We start from the raw sequence: 21,448 nt of genomic DNA on the forward strand, positions 1-21,448 counted from the left end.
CCGTAAGCGCACCGGGGGACCGTGCGGGGAAACGGACCATTATAGGTGAAATCGATCTGTCAAGCGGACAGAGGGAAGAAACGCGCGCGACAACGAAACGCGGCGCGCAGGGGAGCAGGAAAAAAAACGGCGGCCAGTGGCCGCCGGTCTTCAGGCTCGCGGCAGCAGCGTATCGACGCCGTACAGCGCCGCAAGCTTTTGCACGTTGTCCGGCACGTTCACGAACGTGAGACGGTGGCCGGCATCCAACGCGCGGCGCTGCCAGGCCAGCAGGAGAGCCACGCCGGACGAGTCGGCAGCCTTGACGCCGCCGAGGTCGAACACGGTCTCGCCGGCGCGGATCGCCGCCGCGCCCTGCTCCAGCGCCTGGTGGGCGGTCAGGAAGGTCAGGGCGTCGATCGACAGCATCGGGTTGGATTCAGCCATGTTGGACCATCACTTGGCCGGCGCGGCCAGCGGCTTGGAGGCCAGCTGGGCGTTGCGGTCGGCCAGGCGCTTGATCAGGCCATCGACACCGCTCTTGCTGATCTCGCTGTTGAAGGTGCTGGTGTAGGTCTGGACCAGCCAGGCGCCCAGCACGTTCACGTCATAGATCTTCCAGCTGCCCTTGTCGTTGCTCAGGCGGTAGTTCAGGGTGATCGGTTCGCCGCGAGCGACGTTGACCTGCGAACGTACTTCGACGTCGGTATCGGTCGGCGCGCCGCGCATCGGCTTGAACTCGACGGTCTCGTTCTTGATGGTCGACAGCGCACCGGCATAGGTGTAGACCAGCAGGTCGCGGAACTCTTTCGTCAGCTTCTGCTTCTGCTCCGGGGTGGCGGCGCGCCAGTGGCGGCCGGCTGCCTGCTGGGTCATCTTCTCGGCATCGACGTAGGGCAGGATCTTGGCGTTGACCAGCTCCATGATCTTGCTGCGGTTGCCGGACTGGATGTCCTTGTCGGCCTTGACGCTGTCGATCACTTCATTGCTGATACGCTTGACCAGCGCGTCCGGCGCTTCGGCGGCAGCCACCGGGGCGGCGACCAGGACGGTGGAGAACGCCACGGTGGCGGCAGCGGCGACCAGGTGCATGAATGGCTTCATCGGTTTCCTTTCGGTTGGCGGCGGCAGCAGCCGCACGCACGGTTTATCTGTTTACTGCTTCGCGGCTGGGGCCTCGGCGCCTTCCTCATCGGCAGCCTGGCGCGGCACGTCGCCGTCATACACCTGGCTCTGGCGGCGCTGCAGGTAGCCGTCGCGCAAGAACTCATAACGGTCGAGCGCAGCGTCTTCGAGCAGGCCGGAAGCGTCGAGCAGCGAGGCGCGGGTGTCGACGATCCGGATGCCGGCGCCGATATTGCGCCAGTTGGCCGGTTCCTTGTATTTCCAGACATCGCCGCCGATATCGGCCGGCAATGCCGCTGTATCACGCACGGTAGATGGGCCCAGCAGTGGCAAAATCAAGTAGGGGCCGCTTGGCACGCCCCATTTGCCGAGGGTCTGGCCAAAGTCTTCGTCGCTCTTCTGCATGCCCGCTTCGGAAGCGATATCGAGCAGGCCGAAGATGCCGAAGGTCGAGTTCAGCGCCACGCGGCCGAAATCGGTGCCGGCTTGCTCGGGTTTGCCCTGCAGCAGGTTGTTGACCGAGCTCCAGGCATCCGACAGGTTGCCGAAGAAATTACCGACGCCAGTCTGGGCAAAACCCGGCACGACGTTCCTGTAGCCGGTGGCTACGGGCTTGAGCACGGCGCGGTCGACCGCGTCGTTGAAGCTGAACATGGCGCGGTTATAGCCTTCCAGCGGATCCTGGGGATTATTGGCGGTCGTGGCGCACCCGGTCAGGACCAGGACAGCAGCGGCGGCGGCGCACAGGCGCAAGTGCGAGAGCGTGACGGTGTAGTTCATTCACTACCTTCCTTTCCTTCAGCAGCCTTGCTGTAGATAAATTGGTTAATCAAGTCTTCCAGGACCGTCGCCGACTGGGTGCGATTGATGCTGTCGCCTTCGGCCAGGTTCTTGTCGTCGCCACCGGCTTCGATGCCAATGTATTGTTCGCCCAACAAGCCAGCAGTCAAAATCTTCAGCGAGCTGTCTTTAGGGAATTTATATTCGGATTCCATATCCAGTCGCACCGATGCCTGGAAGCTCTTGTCGTCGAAGGTGATCTCACCCACGCGACCGACCACCACGCCGGCGCTCTTGACCGGCGCCTGCGGCTTGAGGCCACCGATATTGTCAAAGCGACTCGTGACCGAATACGTCTGGCCAAACGACAAAGACCTCATATTTCCTGCCTGGAAAGCCAGGAACAGCAGCGCGGCCAGACCCAGCAGAACGAACAGGCCGACCCAGACGTCGATAGTTTTGCGATGCATTTGAATACCCTACAGTAACCGTTTAACCGTTTATTAATTTATTTATTGAACATCAGGGCCGTCATGACGAAATTCAGCCCCCAGACCAGCAGCGATGCAATCACGACCGTGCGCGTAGTCGCACGCGACACGTCTTCCGGCGTCGGCTGGGCCTGATACCCCTGGAACAGGGCGGTAAAGGTCACTGCGATGCCAAAGATAAAGCTTTTAATCACACCGTTCAGTACGTCATCTCGCACATCGACACCAGATTGCATCTGCGCCCAGAACGAACCTTCATCGACGCCGATCAATTTCACGCCGACCAGGTAACCACCCAGCACGCCGACTGCCGAGAACACGGTGGCCAGCACCGGCATGGCGATCACGCCGGCCCAGAAGCGCGGCGCGAGCACGCGCTGCACCGGGTTGATGGCCATCATTTCCATGGCCGACAGCTGCTCGCCGGCCTTCATGAGGCCAATCTGGGCGGTCAGTGAGGTGCCGGCGCGGCCGGCGAACAGCAGCGCCGTGACCACCGGACCCAGCTCGCGCACCAGCGACAGGGCCACCACCTGGCCCAGCATCTGCTCGGCGCCATACTGGTTCAGCGTGTAATAACCCTGCAGGCCCAGCACCATGCCGACGAACAGGCCGGAGACGGCGATGATCACCAGCGAATAATTACCGATGAAATGAATCTGTTCAGAAATCAATCCCGGACGGCGAAAGGCGCCCGGCGACACCTTCAATACGCTGAAGAACGAGCGCACGGCGAAACCGAGGCCGGCGAAGCCCTCGCGCACGGTGCAGCCGACCATCCCAAGGACACGGGCGATCATTGACGCGCTCCCAGGCCCAGGTCGTCGGCCAGCGACTTGCCGGGGTAGTGGAAGGGCACCGGGCCGTCCGGGGCGGCATTGACGAATTGTTTCACGTAGGGATCTTCCGAGACACGCAGGTCGTCCGGCGTGCCCTCGGCCACGATCTTGCCGGCAGACATGAAGTACACGTAGTCGGCGATCGCGAAGCATTCATGCACATCGTGCGAGACGAGGATCGAGGTCGAGCCCAGCGCGTCGTTCAGGTTGCGGATCAGGTTGGCGGTCACGCCCATCGAGATCGGATCGAGGCCGGCGAAGGGCTCGTCGTACATGATCAACTCGGGGTCGAGCGCCACCGCGCGCGCCACGGCCACGCGGCGCGCCATGCCGCCCGAGATCTCGGCCGGCTTGAGGCGGTGCGCATTGCGCAGGCCGACGGCGTTCAGTTTCATCAGGACCAGGTCGCGGATGAGTTCTTCGGGCAGGTCGGTGTGTTCGCGCAGCGGGAAAGCGACGTTGTCGAACACCGACAAGTCGGTAAACAGGGCACCGAACTGGAACAGCATGCCCATGCGGCGACGCAGGCGGTACAGTCCCTGGGTGTCGAGCTTGTGCACGACTTCGCCGCCGATACGGATTTCGCCGCGCTGGGGACGAATCTGGCCGCCGATCAGGCGCAGCACCGTCGTCTTGCCGCAACCCGACCCGCCCATGACGGCAATCAGCTTGCCACGTGGGAAGTCCATACGGAGATTCGACAGGATGGAACGCTCACCGTATGCAAAATGCAGATCGCGGATTTCGACTAGGTTCGACACAGCGTAATTGATATTTGGGGAATCCGGTATTGTAGTGCAGAAAGCTATTTACCTGCTTGAGGGACCCGATTTTACCCCCAGCCAGCGACGTACTATTACAACACTAATAACTAATGAGTCAGTAATTCAGGCTCATAAGCCATTGTTTTTGTTGATATATGTATGTTTCCAATATTGGGATTGTTAAATTTTATCAACAAGAGTGATGTCAGGAACGTCCAAGGGAGCTAATTTAAGCTCTCCCTAATTACTGGAAAATTCTCTGCGGTTTTTGCACTGCACCATCATATGGGGCGGCGTGCACAAATAACAAGTGACAGGATATGCAATAGTTTGTCGTGCATTTGTCAACGCCGCCTCAAGCACCGAAATGACGCTCCACCTGGGTCCAGGCACGCGCCCTGCCCTCGGCCGCCCGTTCCGCCCCCAGCGCCAGCCCTTCGGCCGAGAACACTGTCACGTCCTTCAGGCCGATCATGGCCAGGATCGCGCGCAGGTATGATTCCAGGAAATCCGGCTGGCGCGCCCGCTCGCCGGTGCGCCAGCCCCCGCTGGCCAGCGCCAGGTAGACCGGGCGGTCGTGCAGCTTGCCGACCTTGCCCTCCGGCGTCGGTCGCATGGTGCGGTTGATACGTACCACGTGGTCGATCCAGGATTTCAGGGTCGAGGGTACGGTGAGGTTGTGCATCGGGGTGCCGATGACGATGACGTCGGCCCGCACCAGTTCTTCGATCAGGCCATCCGAGCGCAGCTGCGCGCCATCGACGCCCGGCTCGTTGGCGGCGCTCGACAGGGCCAGCGCATAGGCGGCGTCGATATGGGGCAGCGCATCTCCGTCCTCGCCGCCGGCCAGTTCGCGCACGCTGACGCTGGCGCCGGGATGGCGCGCCAGCAGGCGCTCGACGACGAGATTGGACAGTGCCCGGCTGGCCGCTTGTGCGCCGCGCGGACTGGCGCTGATGTGCAGGATGTTCATATGGTCTCCAGTACCGACAGTGAAATCAGGCGAAGTGCAGGCGCAGCCGCACATCGCGAGGATGATGGTGATGACCGGCAGCGCGGCGAACACGATGCCCCGCCAGCACGCGGTCCGCGCTCGCACGCGGCGCATGGTGCGCCAGCATCACGATGCGCACGTTGCGGAAGGCATGCGCCACCACGGCGAACGCCCCGCCCGGGTAATACGGCAACAGGCGGATATTCCAGGGATCGCGCAGCATGCCCGCCGGCGCGCGACCGCGAAGCCCCGGTCGGGGTCGATCCCGAAGTGCACGCGCGCCAGGTACGGCACCGCATTCACGTGGCTGATCACGGCCCACACCAGATATACGCCGGCGGCCACTTGCTGGACGCGCGCCGCATCCAGCGGCCGCGCGCTCCAGCGCCAGGCAGGCGCAGGCCGGTCACGATCGTAAAGTCGAACACCCCGGTCAGGAAGAGCTCGACCAGGGGCGGGCGGTACGCCAGGCGCACCTTCTTCCTTGGATCAGCTCGATGCCGTCCATGCCGGTCCCTCCCTTCAAGGAACGATGACGTGATCCGGGCGCGCCATGGCGAAGGCGACATCGCGCTCCGGGGCCGGCGGATAGATCCACTCGGTGTTGATGGCGCGCTTCAAGGCCTTGCCTTCGGCGCGGGTCAGCTTGACCTGGCGGTCCCAGCCCTCTGTATACAAGGCGCCCCATGAACCGAGGTCGAGGCAGGTCACGTACTTCGGCTGGCTGTAGGCGTGCAGCGGCAGGCCCACGAGTTCGGCCACCGCGTTGTAGCCGGCGACGCGCCCCAGACTCAGCGCGTGCTGGCACGACATCGCGGCCACATTGCCTTCATTGTCGGTGGCGGCGCGCGCCACGTCGCCGGTGACGTAGATGCCGTCCGTTCCGGGTGCGCGCAGGTAGGGGTCGGCGTGGACGCGGCCGAAGCGGTCGACTTCGCCGCCGACCTGCTCGGCCAGCGGATTGGCGCGCATGCCGGCGGTCCAGATCACGGTCGATGCGAAAAAGCGGCGGCCGTCCGCAGTGACCACGCCATCGGGCTCGATCGCGGCCACGCCGCTCGAGGTGAGGGTCTCGACGCCGACTTCTCGCAGTGCTTCCTCGATCACTGGACGCGGACCGGCGCCAAGCTCGGGCCCCACCACCGGCGCGTATTCCAGCATCAGCACCCGCACCTTTGCATCCTGGCCGAGGATGGCGCGCAGGCGCTCCGGCATGTCGGACGCGGTCTCGATGCCGGTGAAGCCGGCGCCGACCACCACCACCGTGTCGCGCGACTCGCTCTGTGGCTGGCTGGCGAGGCTTTGCAAGTGGCGTTCCAGCCTTTCGGCCTGTTGCAGCTGGTCGACGTTGAAGCCATACTCGGCCAGGCCCGGCACGTTCGGCGTCAGGACCTGGCTGCCGGTGGCCAGCACGAAGCGGTCGTAGGGCAGGTTCGTGTGGCTGCCGTTGTTGAGCGCCACCGAGACCTGGCGCGCCTTGGCGTCGATCTTCTCGATGCGGCCGGCCACGTGGCGCACGCCCACTGCGGTAAATAGCGGGCCCAGTTCGGGCGCCATGTTCTCGAGCGACGCCTCGTACAGGCGCGGACGCATGTGCAGCTCGGCGACCGGCGAAACCACGGTGATGGCGAGTTCGTCCGACTTGCCGGCCACGTGGGCGGCGCGGGCGGCGGCGATGGCGGCCCACAGGCCGGCGAAGCCGTTGCCGGCGATGATGACGTTCTGGATCATGATGGTCTCCTTGGGTTGGTTGTCGATGCCGCAGTGGCGTACCAACCCATTCTGCGGGTAGACTGGCCTGGTGTATTGAGCCAGTCTTCTCACAAACGATTGATCCACTTCCCATGACAGAGGCGTCGTCGATACCATGGCGCCGTGGTGCGCTTGCCTTGGGCGCCCCGGCGCCGGGCGAGACCCTGCAGCGCTGGCTGTCCCGCAGCCTGCGCCAGGCCATCCTCGACGGCCGCCTGCCCGACGGCGTCCTCCTGCCCGGCACCCGCACGCTCGCGCAGCAGTACACGATGGCGCGCGGCACCGTGCAACTGGCCTACGACCAACTGCTGTCCGAGGGCTATCTGCAGGCCCGGCGCGGTAGTGGCACCCGGGTCAGCCGGGTGCTGCCGGATGCGAGCCTGCAAGCCGGTCCGGCGCCAGTGCGCGTGCTGGAAGAACCATTTCGCTTCGAGCCCGGCGGCTCCTGGCTGCGCAATGTCGGCGAGCAGGCGCCGGCCTTTCCGCTGCGGCCGGGCAGCGGCCTCCCGCCCGCCTTCCACCCGCACCGCTGCGACGTGCGCGGTTTCCCCATCGACCTGTGGCGGCGCCTGCACGGCCGTCACCTGCGGTCCTCGAAACTGGCGATTCTGTCCGAGAGCGACGCCGCCGGCCTGCCCCTGCTGCGCGCCGCGATCGCGCGCCACCTCGACCTGGCGCGCGGGGTGGCGGTCTCGCCCGACCAGATCGTGATCCTGGGCAGTGTGCAGCAAGCGCTCGACATCTGCCTGCGCCTGCTGGTCGCGCCGGGCGAGGCGGTGTGGATGGAAGATCCCGGCTATCCCGGCGCGCGCCAGGCCATGCAGGCCCATGGCGCGCGGGTGGTCGACGTCGCGCTCGACGGCGACGGCATGCGGTTGCACGATGCGATTTCCAGTGCACCAAGGGCGCGGCTGGCCTACGTGACGCCGGCGCGCCAGGCGCCGCTGGGCATGGCGCTGGCGCCGGAACGCCGGCTGGCCTTGCTGCATTGGGCGCGCGCACATGGCGCCATCGTGTTCGAGGACGACTACGACAGCGAATACCGCTTCAGTGCCAAACCGGTGCCGGCGCTGCGCAGCATGGAAGGGACCGAGTCGCACGTGGTCCTGGCCGGCACCTTCAGCAAGCTGCTGTTCCCGGCGATCCGGCTGGCCTTCGTGGCCCTGCCCTGGACGCTGGTCGACCCGTTCATCCGCGCCGCCTCGCTGGCCACGCGCAATGCGAACGCGCTCTCGCAGGCGGTACTGGCCGACTTCATCGATGATGGCCACTTCGACCGCCACGTGCGGCGCATGCGGCGCGTGTACGCCGGCCGCGCCGCCGCCTTCGAAGAGGCGGCGCAGCGCCATTGGACCGGCTTGATCGATGTGCCGCCGGTGACGGCGGGGCTGGACGTGGTGACGCGGCTGGTACAGCACGAAGAGCGCGATGCCTGGCAGCGCCTGAACGCGGCCGGCCTGACGGCGTTTCCGCTCGAGCGCTATTGCGCGCAGGCGCAGCCGGCGCCATCGCTGGTGATGGGATTTGCCGCCTTCGACGAGGCGGCGATCGATGCGGGAGCGAAAGCGGTGGCGGCCGCCTTGCGCGGCCGCGCCTAGGTTCCCCGTTACCTGCTTAGCGCGGCAGGTTCGACACGCCCATCAGGAACTCGTCGACCGACCGCGCGCACTGGCGGCCTTCGCGGATCGCCCACACCACCAGCGACTGGCCTCGACGCATGTCGCCGGCGGCGAACAGCTTCGGGTTCGAGGTCTGGTAGGCGCCTTCGCCTTCGGTCGCGGCGCGCGCATTGCCGCGTGGGTCCTTCTGCACGCCGAAGGCGTCCAGCACCTGCTGCACCGGCGAGACGAAGCCCATCGCCAGGAACACCAGGTCGGCCTTGAGTTCGAATTCGCTGTCCGGCACTTCCGCCATCTTGCCGTCTTTCCACTCGACGCGGCAGGCGATCAGCTTCTCGACCTTGCCGCCCTTGCCTTCGAGGCGCTTGGTCGCCACCGCCCAGTCGCGCTCGCAGCCTTCCTCGTGCGATGACGAAGTGCGCAGGCGGGTCGGCCAGTACGGCCAGACCAGCGGCTTGTTTTCGTGTTCCGGCGGCTGCGGCATCAGTTCGAACTGGGTGACCGAGGCGGCGCCGTGGCGGTTCGAGGTGCCGACGCAGTCCGAGCCGGTATCCCCGCCGCCGATCACGACCACGTGCTTTCCGGTCGCCTTGATCTGGTCCTTCAGCTTGTCGCCGGCGTTGACCCGGTTCTGCTGAGGCAGGAAGTCCATCGCGAAGTGCACGCCCTTCAGCTGGCGGCCCGGGACCGGCAGGTCGCGCGGCTGCTCGGCGCCACCGGCCAGGACCACGGCGTCGTAGTCTTTTTCCAGGTCTTCCGGGAAGATGGTCTCGCACGCCATATTGCTGACCGTGGCCGGGAAGTCCTTGCCGATCAGGACACTGGTGCGGAACGTTACTCCCTCTTCGCGCATTTGCTCCACCCTACGGTCGATCAGGTCCTTCTCCATCTTGAAGTCGGGGATCCCGTAGCGCAGCAGGCCGCCAATGCGGTCGCTCTTCTCGAACACCGTCACGTCATGGCCGGCGCGCGCCAGCTGCTGGGCCGCGGCCAGGCCGGCCGGGCCGGAGCCGACGATGGCGACCTTCTTGCCGGTCTTGACGCTTGCCGGCTGCGGCACCACCCAGCCGTGCTCCCAGCCGGTGTCGATGATCTTGCGCTCGATCGACTTGATGCCGACCGGATCGTTGTTGATGCCCAGGGTACAGGCCGATTCGCACGGCGCTGGACAGATGCGGCCGGTGAACTCGGGGAAGTTATTGGTCGAGTGCAGGTTGTCCAGCGCATGGCGGTAATTGCCATGGAAGACCAGGTCATTCCAGTCCGGGATCATATTGTTGACCGGGCAGCCCGTATTGCAGAACGGGATGCCGCAATCCATGCAGCGCGCGCCCTGGACCTTGGCCTGGCCGTCGGTCAGGGTGACGACGAATTCCTTGTAGTTTTTGAGACGCACGGGCGGATCGAGGTATTCCTCTTCCTGCCGCGCGAATTCCATGAAACCGGTGATTTTGCCCACGTTAATTCCTTAATTTTTCCGCTGCGGTGATCGAAACCAAGGTCATCCCCGCCCTTGCCGGGAGGCGGGCGGGGACCCAAGCTCTGCGGTCAAGCCGCCAACTCAATCTTGTCGTTCGCTTCTTCCATGCTCGAGTTGTGCATCTCCTCGAGGGCGCGCTTGTAGTCGGTCGGGAACACCTTGACGAACTTGCCGCGGCTGTTGGCCCAGTCGTCCAGCAGGTTGCGCGCGCGCGTGCTGCCGGTGTGCTTGAAGTGGCGCTCGATCAGGCGGCGCAGGATCGCTTCATCGCATTCGCGTTCGCCGTTACGGGTCTGGCTGTGCCAGGCCGCCGGGTCGCTCTGCTCCTTCGACGACAGCACCGGTTCCAGGTTGACCATCGTGGTGTTGCAGCGGCCAGCGAACTCGCCTTTGGGATCGTAGACGAAGGCCACGCCGCCCGACATGCCGGCCGCGAAGTTGCGTCCGGTCTCGCCCAGCACGACGACGGTGCCGCCGGTCATGTATTCGCAACCGTGGTCGCCGCAGCCTTCGACCACCGCGATCGCGCCCGAGTTACGCACGGCGAAGCGTTCGCCGGCCACGCCGTTGAAGAAGGCCTCGCCCGAGATCGCGCCATACATCACGGTATTGCCGACGATGATGTTGTCCACCGCCCAGCCGCGGAACTCGGTGTTCGGCCGCACGATGATGCGGCCGCCCGACAGGCCCTTGCCGACGTAGTCGTTGCCTTCGCCGACCAGGTCGATCGTGATGCCTCCGGCCAGGAAGGCCGCCGCCGATTGGCCCGCCGTGCCTTGCAGCTGGATGTGGATGGTGTCGTCCGGCAGGCCGGCGTGGCCATAGCGTTTGGCGACTTCGCCCGACAGCATGGCGCCGACGGTGCGGTTCAGGTTCTTCACCGGCGAGATGAACGAGACGCGCTCGCCCTTCTCCAGCGCGGCCTTGGCCTGCGCGATCAACTTATGATCCAGCGCCTTGTCGAGGCCGTGGTCTTGCTCGCCCGTATGGTACAGGGCGCTGCGGCTGTCGACTTGCGGCTGGTAGAAGATGTTCGAGAAGTCCAGGCCCTGCGCCTTCCAGTGCTGGACCGCCTTCGACTTGTCCAGCAGGTCGGCGCGGCCGATCAGTTCATCGTAGGTGCGGATGCCCAGTTGGGCCATGATCTGGCGCGCTTCTTCGGCGACGAAGAAGAAGTAGTTCACCACGTGTTCAGGCTTACCCTGGAACTTGGCGCGCAGGACCGGGTCTTGCGTGGCCACGCCCACCGGGCAGGTATTGAGGTGACATTTACGCATCATGATGCAGCCTTCGACCACCAGTGGCGCGGTGGCAAAGCCCACTTCGTCGGCGCCCAGCATCGCGGCGATGACGACGTCGCGGCCGGTGCGCATCTGTCCGTCCGCTTGAACCCGGATCCGGCTGCGCAGGCCGTTGAGCACCAGCGTCTGCTGGGTCTCGGCCAGGCCCAGCTCCCACGGCGTGCCGGCGTGCTTGACCGACGACAGCGGCGAGGCGCCGGTGCCGCCGTCATGACCGGCCACCACCACGTGGTCGGCCTTGGCTTTCGAGACGCCCGCAGCGACGGTGCCGATGCCGACTTCCGACACCAGCTTGACCGAGATCGAGGCGCGCGGGTTGGCGTTCTTCAGGTCGTGGATCAGCTGCGCCAGGTCTTCGATCGAATAGATGTCGTGGTGCGGCGGCGGCGAGATCAGGCCGACACCCGGCACCGAGAAACGCAGGCTGGCGATGTAATCCGAAACCTTGTGGCCCGGCAGCTGACCGCCCTCGCCCGGCTTGGCGCCCTGCGCCATCTTGATCTGGATTTGATCGGCCGCGTTCAGGTATTCGGCGGTGACGCCGAAGCGGCCCGAGGCCACCTGCTTGATCTTCGAGCGCAGCGAATCACCGTCTTCCAGCGGGATGTCGACCATGACGCGGTCCTTGCCCAGGACCGACGACAGGCTCTCGCCCTTCTTGATGGCGATGCCCTTGAATTCGTTGAGGTAGCGCGCCGGATCTTCGCCGCCCTCGCCGGTATTGCTCTTGCCGCCGATGCGGTTCATCGCGATGGCCAGCGTGGCATGGGCTTCGGTGCTGATCGAGCCGAGCGACATCGCGCCGGTGGCGAAGCGCTTGACGATGTCCTTGGCCGGTTCGACTTCCTCGATCGCAATCGCCTTGTCGCGGTCGATCCTGAACTCGAACAGGCCGCGCAGCGTCAGGTGACGGCGCGTCTGGTCGTTGATCAGCTGCGCGTACTCCTTGTAAGTCGAGAAGTTGTTGGCGCGGGTCGAGTGCTGCAGCTTGGCGATCGCGTCCGGCGTCCACAGGTGGTCTTCGCCGCGCACGCGGAAGGCGTACTCGCCGCCGACGTCGAGGCTGTTGGCCAGCACCGGATCGTTGCCGAAGGCCAGGGCGTGCAGGCGCAGCGCTTCTTCGGCCACTTCGAACAGGCCAATGCCTTCGACGTTCGACGAGGTGCCCTTGAAGTATTTGTCGACCAGCGACTTGTTGAGGCCCACGGCCTCGAAGATCTGGGCGCCGCAGTAGGACATATAGGTGGAGATGCCCATCTTCGACATTACCTTCAGCAAGCCCTTGCCGATCGCCTTGATGTAGTTGTAGCTCGCCGTCTCCGCCGACATCTCGTGCGGCAGGCCGTGGGCCAGCTCGGCCAGGGTTTCCAGTGCCAGGTAAGGATGGACGGCTTCGGCGCCGTAGCCGGCGAGCAGGGCGAAGTGGTGGGTCTCGCGCGCCGAGCCGGTCTCGATCACGAGGCCGGTGGAAGCGCGCAGGCCCTTCGCCACCAGGTGCTGGTGCACGCTGGAAGTGGCCAGCAGCGCGGGAATCGCGACCAGGTCGGGCGACAGGCGGCGGTCGGACACGATCAGGATGTTGTGGCCCGATTTAACGGCGTCGACCGCTTCGGCGCACAGCGAGGCCAGTGACGCTTCGATGCCTTCCTTGCCCCACGCTACCGGGTAGCAGATGTTCAGCTCATAAGCCTTGAACTTGCTGCCGGTATGCTGGCCGATGGCGCGCAGGCGCGCCATATCGTCGAAGCCGAGGATCGGCTGCGCCACTTCGAGGCGCATCGGCGGGTTGACGTTGTTGGTGTCGAGGATGTTCGGTTTCGGGCCGATGAAGGACACCAGCGACATGACCATGCTTTCGCGGATCGGGTCGATCGGCGGGTTGGTCACCTGGGCGAACAGCTGCTTGAAGTAGTTATACAGCGGCTTGAGTTTGTTGGACGTGACGGCCAGTGGCGAATCGTTGCCCATCGAGCCGGTGGCTTCCTCGCCCAGTACGGCCATCGGCGCCATCAGGAACTTGAGGTCTTCCTGCGTGTAGCCGAAGGCCTGCTGGCGGTCGAGCAGGGTCAGGGCCTGCTTCTCGCCTTGCGCATCCTTGGCGCGGCCGGCCATCAGCTGTGATTCGGACAGCTTGATTTCATTGAGCTTGATGCGCACCGACTTGATCCAGGCCTTGTAGGGCTTGGCGTTGGCGAAGCTGTCCTTGAGCTCCTTGTCGTCGATGATGCGGCCGGCTTCGAGGTCGATCAGGAACATCTTGCCCGGCTGGAGGCGCCACTTCTTGACGATGCGCGATTCTGGGATCGGCAGCACGCCCGACTCCGAGGCCATCACGACCAGGTCGTCCTCGGTGATGACGTAGCGCGCCGGACGCAGCCCGTTGCGGTCCAGGGTGCCGCCGATGTGACGGCCGTCGGTAAAGGCCATGGCGGCCGGGCCGTCCCATGGTTCCATCATCGCCGCGTGGTATTCGTAGAAGGCGCGGCGGTTGTCGTCCATCGCGGTGTGGTTTTCCCAGGCTTCCGGGATCATCATCATCATCGCCTGGGCCACCGGGTAGCCGGCCATCACCAGCAGTTCGAGCGCGTTGTCGAAGCAGGCGGTGTCGGACTGGCCTTCGTAAATCAGCGGGAACAGCTTGTTCAGGTCTTCGCCCAGCACGGCCGACTTGAGCATGCCTTCGCGCGCGCGGGTCCAGTTGAAGTTGCCCTTGACCGTATTGATCTCGCCGTTGTGGGCGATCATGCGGTACGGGTGGGCCAGCGGCCACTCGGGGAAGGTATTGGTCGAGAAGCGCTGGTGGACCAGGGACAGGGCCGAGATACAGCGCGGATCCTGCAGGTCTTTATAGTAGACGCCGACCTGGTCGGCCAGCAGCAGGCCTTTATAAACGATGGTGCGCGCCGACATCGACGGCACGAAGAACTCCTTGCCGTGCAGGAGCTTCAGGGCCTGGATCGCATGGCCGGACGATTTGCGGATCACGTACAGCTTGCGTTCGAGCGCATCGGTAACCATGATGTCCGGGCCGCGGCCGATGAAGATCTGGCGGATGACCGGCTCCTTGGCGCGCACGAAGGGCGACATCGGCATGGTCTCGTCGACCGGCACATTGCGCCAGCCCAGCACGACCTGACCTTCGATGCGCACGGCGCGCTCGATTTCCTGTTCGCAGGCGATACGCGAGGCATGCTCTTTCGGCAAGAACACCATGCCGACGCCGTATTCGCCAGGCGGCGGCAGTTCAACGCCCTGCTTGGCCATTTCGTCGCGGAAGTACTGGTCCGGGATCTGGATCAGGATGCCGGCGCCATCGCCCATCAGCGCATCGGCGCCGACAGCGCCCCGGTGGTCGAGGTTCTTCAGGATCTGCAGACCCTGTTCAATAATCGAATGACTCTTGTTGCCCTTGATATGGGCGATGAAGCCGACGCCACAGGCATCGTGTTCATTGGCTGGGTCATACAAACCTTGGGCAATCATGAGGCAATCTCCACTACTTTTCAGGGGTCGAACGCCGAGAATAGTGCACTGCAAAATACCGCGTCAACCAGAATAATTAGGGTCAGAGTCGAATTGTTTGACAACTTTTTATATTCTCGATTAATTGGGGACAGAGTCATTCGATCTTGGCCCAGTCCATTCCCTCTGGCGCTAAGCTACTGATAATACTGTGGTTTTTGGTAAAAAAATGGCGCGAATAACCGCGCCATCGTGTCAAGAAATGCCTGCATCAGGCTGGTGAAAGCGGTGGCAAAGGCGCTTTGAACGGCCTTCCACGCTTGGCTGGAAGAATCTGGCGCTGTGTTTTTTGTTCGAGTTCGGTCTTGAAGGTGAGCGAACCGAGGGGCTGGTTCTTGAGGATCGCGACCGTGATGAAATCGACCTCTTCCGTACTGAGGCCTTGCCGGACCATGTCGATATAGGCGGCTTCGCGCTGGAATGGCGTATTGCCCAGTCCCCAGAACAAGGGATGGTCGGCGACCAGGGTATCGGTACGAATGCCGGCGTGGTGCGCGTAGCTCGACCACGGATAGTCGTCCGGCGCAACCGTGAGCTGCGCACGCACGGGATTGAGCTCGATGTAGCGGCTGCAAGTCATGAAATAGCGGTCCGAATCGATCAGCGAGGTGCGAAAACGCCCTTCGAACAGCCCGCCGCTGCGTTCGTACTTGAGATTGAACCAGGGGACATATAGCCGGCCCACCTTCTGCATCATCAGCGCCAGGCCGGTGGCGTCGCTGGGCGTGGCCAGCAGGTGCAGGTGGTTGGGCATGAGCACGTACGAGTGGATCGCCACATCGTAGAACTTGGCGCTTTCCTTGAGCCAGACCAGGAAACGCTGGTAGTCGGCCTGCTCGCGAAAGATCACCTGGCGGTTATTGCCGCGCTGGATGACGTGGTGCGGTTGCTCGGGAACGATGAGTCGGGGTTGGCGTGCCATGGCGTCTTCTCACATACTGAGCCGCCGATTCTACAATAGAAAACTACTCTGTCCCTCATTAATCACAAGCTTCGCTCAGAACAGGCTGACTCTGTCCCTATTTTATTCAGAACATGGTTCAAGCGTGGTAGCCGCAAGAGAATTTTTTGCCAATCTGCGTAAAACAGCAAGATTGCAGAAGAAATTGGCCAATAATTCTACTCTGACCCTAATTGAGGGTGAAGCCGGCGGAGAGGCTGTAGCCTTCGCCGTAGGCGCTGCGCAGGGGGAGGTCCTGGCCGAGGCCGGAGCGGGCCTTCTTGCGCAGGCGGTAGACCAGCATGTCGACCCGGCGGCTGGCGTCCGGATCTTCGCCGCCCATGCCGGCCACGATCACATGACGCGGTACGGGACGGGTATTGATCGTCAGCAGGTGCAGGAAGTTGCACTCTTTTTCGGTCAGGTCGATGACCTTGCCCATCAGCTCCAGCTGGCGGGCGCTGACTCTGAGTGTCCACTTGCTGGGGGCCGGAGCGGGATCCGGGGGCCGGACGCGGCGGTCCAGGGCTTCGATGTGGGCCGCCAGTTCGGGGAACTTGATCGGCTTGGTCAGATAGTGGTCGGCGCCCAGGCGCAGACCCAGGATGCGGTGGTCGAACGCCACCCGGCCCGTCAAGACCAGCAAACCGATCTCGGGATATAGCTGGCGCATGCGCGGGATCACGTTGAAACCGTCCTCGTCCGGCAAACCGAGGTCGAGCACCACCACCGCGGCCGGCGTGCGCGTCAGCGCCGCCCACATCTCGCTGGCGGTCCTGGCAATCGTCACGTCATGGTCGAGCTCCTTCAGGAACTCGGCCATGTCGTCGGCGTATTCGCCATTGTCTTCAACAATCAGTATCTGCGTCATGCCTTGGCCATATTGTTCTCTTCACCTGGCAAAGCTACCAATGGTAGCGTTATCCACGCCGGGTGCGGTCCCGATTATCACTGTTGAGGCGATCTGAAGCAAGGAGTTGTTCTTCTACAGTCCCAGCGCCGGCATCCACAGACGGAATTCGGCGCCCGCGCCCTCCTGTCCCGGTGCCAGGCTCAGCACCCCCCCATGCACCTCGACGATCGAGCGCGCCATGTACAGGCCCAGGCCGCTGCCGGCCAGGCCGGCGGCGTTGCGGCCGCGGTAGCCCTTCTCGAAGACCCGTGCCGCATCGTCCGGCGGCACGCCGGCGCCGCCATCGAGCACCGCCAGCTCGACCCCACCGCCGCTACGCCGCGCGCGCAGGATCACGGGGGCCGAGGGCGGCGAAAACGCCAGCGCATTGTCGATCAAGACCTTCAGGACGAGGCGCAGCCCTTCCGGTTCGCCCCGCAGCGTGTGCTGCAGCTTGTCGCCCTGGCTGGACGCCAGTTCGTCCAGCCGCAGCACGGCTTCGCGTCCGGCCGCGCGGATCTGGGTGGCGCCGGTCTCGATCAGGTCACTCACGGTGATCGTGTTCGGCTGGCGCGCACGGCCGATCGCGGCCATGCGGTCCGGCGACAAGTATTCGTCCAGCATGCCGATCAGGCGGTCGACCGCGGCGCCGATCTTGCGGTAGCGCGTGCGGGTCGGTTCGTCGGCGTGGCTCGAGGTCGCCTCCAGGCGCTGGATGGCGCCGTCGATGGTGGCCAGTGGGGTGCGAAATTCATGGTTGAGCATGCTGGCGAAGCGCTTCTGCTCGCTTTGATGGGCGCGCCGCGCCGCCAGGTCGCGCAGCTGGCCGACCAGGGTCGCGGCATCGTCGGGCGGGACGATGGCCAGGGCTTCCAGCGCCAGCGGCCGGCCCTCGGCGTCAAGCAGGTCGAACTCGCACCGGCTGCGCGCGCCCGGCTGGCCGCCGGCCGCCTCGCGCAACCAGGCCGCGAGCGGCGCCAGGGCCGATGCGCCGTCGCCGTCGAGCGCCTGCTGCAGCGCCTCGCTCCCGAAGCCGCTCAATTCGGCGAAATTGGGGCTCAGGTAATCGAGGCGGTGTACGGGCAGCGCGATGGCGAAGACCACATCGCCGCCCAGTTCGGCGATCGTGCGGAACTGCCGGGCCGGCAGCGCTTCGTCGCCAGAATGATCCCGGACGGCGGAAGGGGCGGCGGCAGGAGGGCTGGACTTCATCGAGGCTCTTTCTTAACCAACTGGCAAGGATGCCAGGTTTACCAGCAAGTATACAGCCGCGTAACGATGCCTGTGAAATATCTCGCGCGCACAAGCAATGATCGCGGCCAGGCCGCGCGGCAAGGTGCGGGAAGGCCCGATGTCCGCGCAAAGAAATGCGCCATGCTCCGGCGAGTTGAGGGATAATTCGCCCACCATGAACGATACCGCAACCCTCCCCCCGCTCCCAGACAGGCTGTCGATCGATCCGAGCAGCCCTTTCCACGACCGTGACGTGTTCCAGCGCGAAATCGGCATTCGCTTCAACGACAAGGATCGCTACGACGTCGAAGAGTATTGTCTCAGCGAAGGCTGGATCAAGGTCGCCGCCGGCAAGACCCTGGATCGCAAGGGCAAGCCGATGCTCATCAAGCTCAAGGGCAAGGTCGAAGCCTTCTACAAATAAGATGTCAGCACGCGGCCTTGCGCCGCGTGTCTTCCCAGGTCGCGCTCAACGAAAAAGCGCGACGCCGGTTTCATTCCCAATGCGTTGCCCCATCTCGGGGCAGGAAACGTTCAATCTTCCAGCGGCGCGAAGATCGCCTGCAGGTCTTCCTGCGTCAGCGCCATCTTCTGCGACTCCCCTTCGGACAGGATGGACTGCGCCAGCTCCGACTTCTTCTGCTGCAGCAGCTGGATCTTTTCTTCCAGCGTGCCTTTCGCAATCAGTTTATAGACGAACACGGGCTTGTCTTGCCCGATGCGCCAGGCGCGGTCGGTCGCTTGATTTTCGGCCGCAGGATTCCACCACGGGTCGTAGTGGATCACGGTGTCGGCCGCGGTCAGGTTCAGGCCCACGCCACCGGCCTTCAGGCTGATCAGGAAGATCGGCACCGCGCCTTGCTGGAAGGCCGCCACCTGAGCCGAGCGGTCGCGCGTCTCGCCGGTCAGGATCGCGTACGGGATGTTGCGCGCGTCGAGTTCTTCTTCGATCAGGCCGAGCATGCTGGTGAACTGCGAGAACACGAGGATCTTGCGGCCTTCTCCCAGCAGGTCTTCGACCATCTGCATCAGATCGACCAGCTTGGCCGACACCGCCGCCGTGTTCTTCTTGGACGGCATCGCCTTGACCAGGCGCGGATCGCAGCAGACCTGGCGCAGCTTGAGCAGCGCCTCGAGGATGACGATCTGGCTGCGCGCCACGCCCTTGCGGTCGATCTCGTCGCGCACCTTCTTGTCCATCGCCAGGCGCACGGTTTCGTACAGGTCGCGCTGCGGGCCGGACAGCTCGATGCGGCGCACCATCTCGGTTTTCTCGGGCAGTTCCTTGGCCACGTGGTCTTTCGTGCGGCGCAGCAGGAAAGGACGGATACGGCGATTGAGCAGGGTGCGGCGCACCGGGTCGTCCTGGCGCTCGATCGGATGGCGGAACTGCGTATTGAAGGCCTTTTCGTCGCCCAGCAGGCCAGGGAGCAGGAAGTGGAATTGCGACCACAGCTCGCCCAGGTGGTTCTCGAGCGGGGTGCCCGACAGGCACAGGCGATGGCTGGCATCGAGCGAGCCGGCCGTCTGCGCCGCTTTCGAGCGGGTGTTCTTGATGTAGTGCGATTCGTCCAGGATCACCAGGTGATAGTGGTGCTTGCGCAGTTCTTCTTCATCGCGCGGCAACAGCGCATAGGTGGTCAGGACGATGTCGGCGCCGTCGATCTGGTCGAACAGGTCCATGCGCTCCTTGCCCTGCAAGAGCAGGACCTTGAGGCTTGGCGCGAAGCGCGCGGCTTCGTCGAACCAGTTGGCCATCAGGCTGGTCGGAGCGATCACCAGGGCCGGGCTGGTGAGACGGCCGGCTTCTTTTTCGGTCAGGATGTGGGCCAGCGTCTGCACGGTCTTGCCGAGGCCCATATCGTCGGCCAGGATGCCGCCCAGGTCATATTCGCGCAGGAACTGCATCCACGACAGGCCGTCGAGCTGGTAGTCGCGCAAGGTCGCCTGCAAGCCGGCAGGCGCCTCGACCTTCTTGACCGCGCCGAACTGGCTCAGCTTGCGGCCGGTCTCGCGCAGGCGTTCGCCGCCGGTCCAGCGCAGCTCGACGCCGCGCGCCAGTTCTTCGAGGCGCGCCGCATCGAGCGTGGACAGGCGCAGCTTGCCCTTGATCTTGTCGTTGAAATACAGCTCGCCCAAGGTGGCCAGGATCGGCTTGAGGCGGCCCCACGGCAGCGCCACGCGCACGCCGTCCGGCAGCACGGCCAGCATCTGGTCGGCCTCGTGGTGGGCGGCCAGCACGGCGGGGTCGAATTCGAGCGGCGCGCTGCGGATCAGTTGCACCAGCACCGGCAGCAGCGGCACGCGCTTCTTCGCCACCACGATCCCCAGCTCCAGCTCGAACCAGGCATTGCCCGCCTCGACCGGCTCGTCGATGTCGGCATACCAGTCTTCGACCGGTACCACGTCGTACCTGTACTTGTTCGATTTCTGCAGGTGCCAGCCGGCGTCGGACAGGGCGTCGACGTCGCTCTCGGCAAAACGCAACCAGTGCGCCTGGCTCTCGAGCTGCAGCGCGCCGGCCATGGCGTTGAACGGCGCCGTGGCCGGCTTGCGGAAGCCGATCTCGCCCAGTTTGTCGAGGGCGTCGCTTTCGGCCTTGGGATCGCGTTCGATGATCTCGGTGAGGTCGCCGATCTGGCGTACCACGCGCTGCGATGGGTCGAACGAGACGCGCTGGCCGTCGTAGTCGAAGGCCAGCACGGCGAAGTCTTGCCAGCGCGTGACGTTGCCGTCGGCCAGCTGCACCGCATCGAGCAGCAGGTGAGGAATCGGCTTGACGTCGTTCCGCAGGCGCTGGGTAAGCGGCTGCGGCAGCGGCATCAGGCCTTGCAGGCCATGGGCCAGCAGCAGCTGCGAAACGCGTTTCTTGTCGGTGCCGGTCAGGGCCGGGGCTTGCGCCACCAGCGCCTGCAGTTCGGCCAGCGAGATGTCGATGCCGCCGCGATTGAGTTCGAGCGGGCCGCACGACAGGTTGTCGATATACCACGGCGGATCGGTCGGCAGCATGTAGTCGATCTGGTCGGCCGCGCTGTGGGTGGCGGCGCCGCCGACCGGCTCCACCGACCATCCGAGCTTGGCCACGCGGCCTTCGTCGCGCCAGGCCAGGCTGGCCAGGCGGGTAGGACCGCCCTGCAGCGGGTACACGAGACCGCTGGACATGTCGGACCACGAGTTCGCCCACAGCAGCTTGCCCTGTTCGAGCAGCATCTGCAGCAGGATCGCCCCGACCTTGCCTTTCGGTTCGGTGGCGCTGGTGCCCTGCGCCGACCCGCTGCGCATGGCGATGAAGAAGCGCACCAGGTCGACGTCGTCGCCTTCGAGGTAGGCGGGCGGCGCCGACAGCAGCGAAAACACTTCGCTGACCGGGCTGGCCGCGGCCACGTCGCCGTTCGGACGCAGGCGCGCCTTGCACAGGCACAGCGCGACGTGGCGGCCGCCACTGGTGGGCGCCATGACGTAGACGAATTTGTATTGCGCTGCCTTGGGGTCGACGACTTCGTCGGTCAGCTTCGGCTGGGGGTGGGCTGCTGCCTCGACCCGCTGCAGCCAGCTCACCACCGGCGCCGGAAGGGCCGGGGAACGTGCGGGAGCGCGGACCGCAGGTGCGTCGCCGGCTTTCTCGCGAAGATAATCGACTGTCGTCATTGGGTCTCGTGGCTTCGTATCAAAAAAGGCAATAAACGGCATTATCTCGCATACGAACACTTCCGTTTTGTTCGGAATCGCACGTAGCG

At 64.6% G+C, this 21,448-nt stretch carries 18 protein-coding genes; 2 read left to right on the forward strand and 16 right to left on the reverse strand.

Features of this window, described 5'->3' with window-relative positions; all coding sequences use genetic code 11:
* Positions 1 to 150 precede the first annotated feature (150 nt).
* The 10 genes from AC56KW_RS08880 to AC56KW_RS08925 form a co-directional block, all read right to left on the reverse strand.
* On the reverse strand, positions 151 to 426 hold the full coding sequence (locus AC56KW_RS08880; protein ID WP_497170365.1) for an STAS domain-containing protein: 276 nt from the start codon (positions 424 to 426) through the stop codon (positions 151 to 153).
* Positions 427 to 435: 9 nt separating this feature from the next.
* Complete coding sequence (locus tag AC56KW_RS08885) at positions 436 to 1,083, reverse strand: MlaC/ttg2D family ABC transporter substrate-binding protein (RefSeq protein WP_497170366.1); 648 nt, start codon at positions 1,081 to 1,083, stop codon at positions 436 to 438.
* 51 nt (positions 1,084 to 1,134) lie between these two features.
* Positions 1,135 to 1,884: an MlaA family lipoprotein gene (locus AC56KW_RS08890; protein WP_497170367.1), complete on the reverse strand. Its 750-nt coding sequence runs from the start codon at positions 1,882 to 1,884 to the stop codon at positions 1,135 to 1,137.
* Positions 1,881 to 2,354, reverse strand: coding sequence for an outer membrane lipid asymmetry maintenance protein MlaD (mlaD, locus tag AC56KW_RS08895; protein WP_497170368.1), 474 nt, complete (start codon positions 2,352 to 2,354; stop codon positions 1,881 to 1,883). The genes AC56KW_RS08890 and mlaD overlap by 4 nt, the downstream gene beginning before the upstream one ends.
* Positions 2,355 to 2,392: 38 nt before the next feature.
* The gene (gene mlaE, locus AC56KW_RS08900) at positions 2,393 to 3,175 is read right to left on the reverse strand and encodes a lipid asymmetry maintenance ABC transporter permease subunit MlaE (protein ID WP_497170369.1); all 783 of its coding nucleotides are present in this window, start codon (positions 3,173 to 3,175) and stop codon (positions 2,393 to 2,395) included.
* Complete coding sequence (locus tag AC56KW_RS08905) at positions 3,172 to 3,975, reverse strand: ABC transporter ATP-binding protein (protein ID WP_497170370.1); 804 nt, start codon at positions 3,973 to 3,975, stop codon at positions 3,172 to 3,174. Before AC56KW_RS08905 ends, mlaE begins: the two co-directional genes overlap by 4 nt.
* A gap of 358 nt (positions 3,976 to 4,333) precedes the next feature.
* Positions 4,334 to 4,951, reverse strand: a complete 618-nt coding sequence (locus AC56KW_RS08910) for an FMN-dependent NADH-azoreductase (protein ID WP_497170371.1) — start codon at positions 4,949 to 4,951, stop codon at positions 4,334 to 4,336.
* A gap of 25 nt (positions 4,952 to 4,976) precedes the next feature.
* Positions 4,977 to 5,195: a hypothetical protein gene (locus AC56KW_RS08915; RefSeq protein WP_497170372.1), complete on the reverse strand. Its 219-nt coding sequence runs from the start codon at positions 5,193 to 5,195 to the stop codon at positions 4,977 to 4,979.
* 88 nt (positions 5,196 to 5,283) lie between these two features.
* Positions 5,284 to 5,448 (reverse strand): hypothetical protein, encoded by a 165-nt coding sequence (locus AC56KW_RS08920; RefSeq protein WP_497170373.1) that lies wholly within the window; start codon positions 5,446 to 5,448, stop codon positions 5,284 to 5,286.
* Positions 5,449 to 5,494: 46 nt separating this feature from the next.
* Positions 5,495 to 6,703 (reverse strand): NAD(P)/FAD-dependent oxidoreductase, encoded by a 1,209-nt coding sequence (locus tag AC56KW_RS08925; protein ID WP_497170374.1) that lies wholly within the window; start codon positions 6,701 to 6,703, stop codon positions 5,495 to 5,497.
* A gap of 113 nt (positions 6,704 to 6,816) precedes the next feature.
* On the opposite strand from AC56KW_RS08925, the gene pdxR reads away from it, so the two are divergent.
* A complete protein-coding gene (gene pdxR, locus AC56KW_RS08930) occupies positions 6,817 to 8,322 on the forward strand; it encodes a MocR-like pyridoxine biosynthesis transcription factor PdxR (RefSeq protein ID WP_497170375.1) in 1,506 nt (501 codons plus the stop codon).
* A gap of 16 nt (positions 8,323 to 8,338) precedes the next feature.
* Here the strand turns inward: pdxR and AC56KW_RS08935 are convergent, their stop codons facing one another.
* The 5 genes from AC56KW_RS08935 to AC56KW_RS08955 all read right to left on the reverse strand — a co-directional run bounded on the left by AC56KW_RS08935 (position 8,339) and on the right by AC56KW_RS08955 (position 17,690).
* Positions 8,339 to 9,802 carry a glutamate synthase subunit beta gene (locus AC56KW_RS08935; protein WP_497170376.1) on the reverse strand — a complete coding sequence of 488 codons (1,464 nt, stop codon included), beginning with the start codon at positions 9,800 to 9,802 and terminating at the stop codon, positions 8,339 to 8,341.
* Between the two features lie 89 nt (positions 9,803 to 9,891).
* The gene (locus AC56KW_RS08940) at positions 9,892 to 14,607 is read right to left on the reverse strand and encodes a glutamate synthase-related protein (protein ID WP_497170377.1); all 4,716 of its coding nucleotides are present in this window, start codon (positions 14,605 to 14,607) and stop codon (positions 9,892 to 9,894) included.
* Positions 14,608 to 14,857: 250 nt separating this feature from the next.
* Entirely contained in the window at positions 14,858 to 15,568 is a 711-nt protein-coding gene (locus AC56KW_RS08945) for a transposase (RefSeq protein WP_497170378.1), read from the reverse strand.
* A 208-nt stretch (positions 15,569 to 15,776) separates the two neighbouring features.
* Positions 15,777 to 16,457: a response regulator transcription factor gene (locus AC56KW_RS08950; protein ID WP_497170379.1), complete on the reverse strand. Its 681-nt coding sequence runs from the start codon at positions 16,455 to 16,457 to the stop codon at positions 15,777 to 15,779.
* Positions 16,458 to 16,571: 114 nt separating this feature from the next.
* Positions 16,572 to 17,690, reverse strand: coding sequence for a sensor histidine kinase (locus AC56KW_RS08955; RefSeq protein WP_497170380.1), 1,119 nt, complete (start codon positions 17,688 to 17,690; stop codon positions 16,572 to 16,574).
* A 196-nt stretch (positions 17,691 to 17,886) separates the two neighbouring features.
* Between AC56KW_RS08955 and AC56KW_RS08960 the strand changes: the two genes are divergently transcribed.
* Positions 17,887 to 18,135 (forward strand): DUF3297 family protein, encoded by a 249-nt coding sequence (locus AC56KW_RS08960; RefSeq protein ID WP_497170381.1) that lies wholly within the window; start codon positions 17,887 to 17,889, stop codon positions 18,133 to 18,135.
* Between the two features lie 110 nt (positions 18,136 to 18,245).
* Here the strand turns inward: AC56KW_RS08960 and AC56KW_RS08965 are convergent, their stop codons facing one another.
* Positions 18,246 to 21,359 (reverse strand): DEAD/DEAH box helicase, encoded by a 3,114-nt coding sequence (locus AC56KW_RS08965; protein WP_497170382.1) that lies wholly within the window; start codon positions 21,357 to 21,359, stop codon positions 18,246 to 18,248.
* Positions 21,360 to 21,448: the final 89 nt, after the last annotated feature.

It is taken from the genome of Telluria sp. RT2P19, assembly GCF_059685725.1.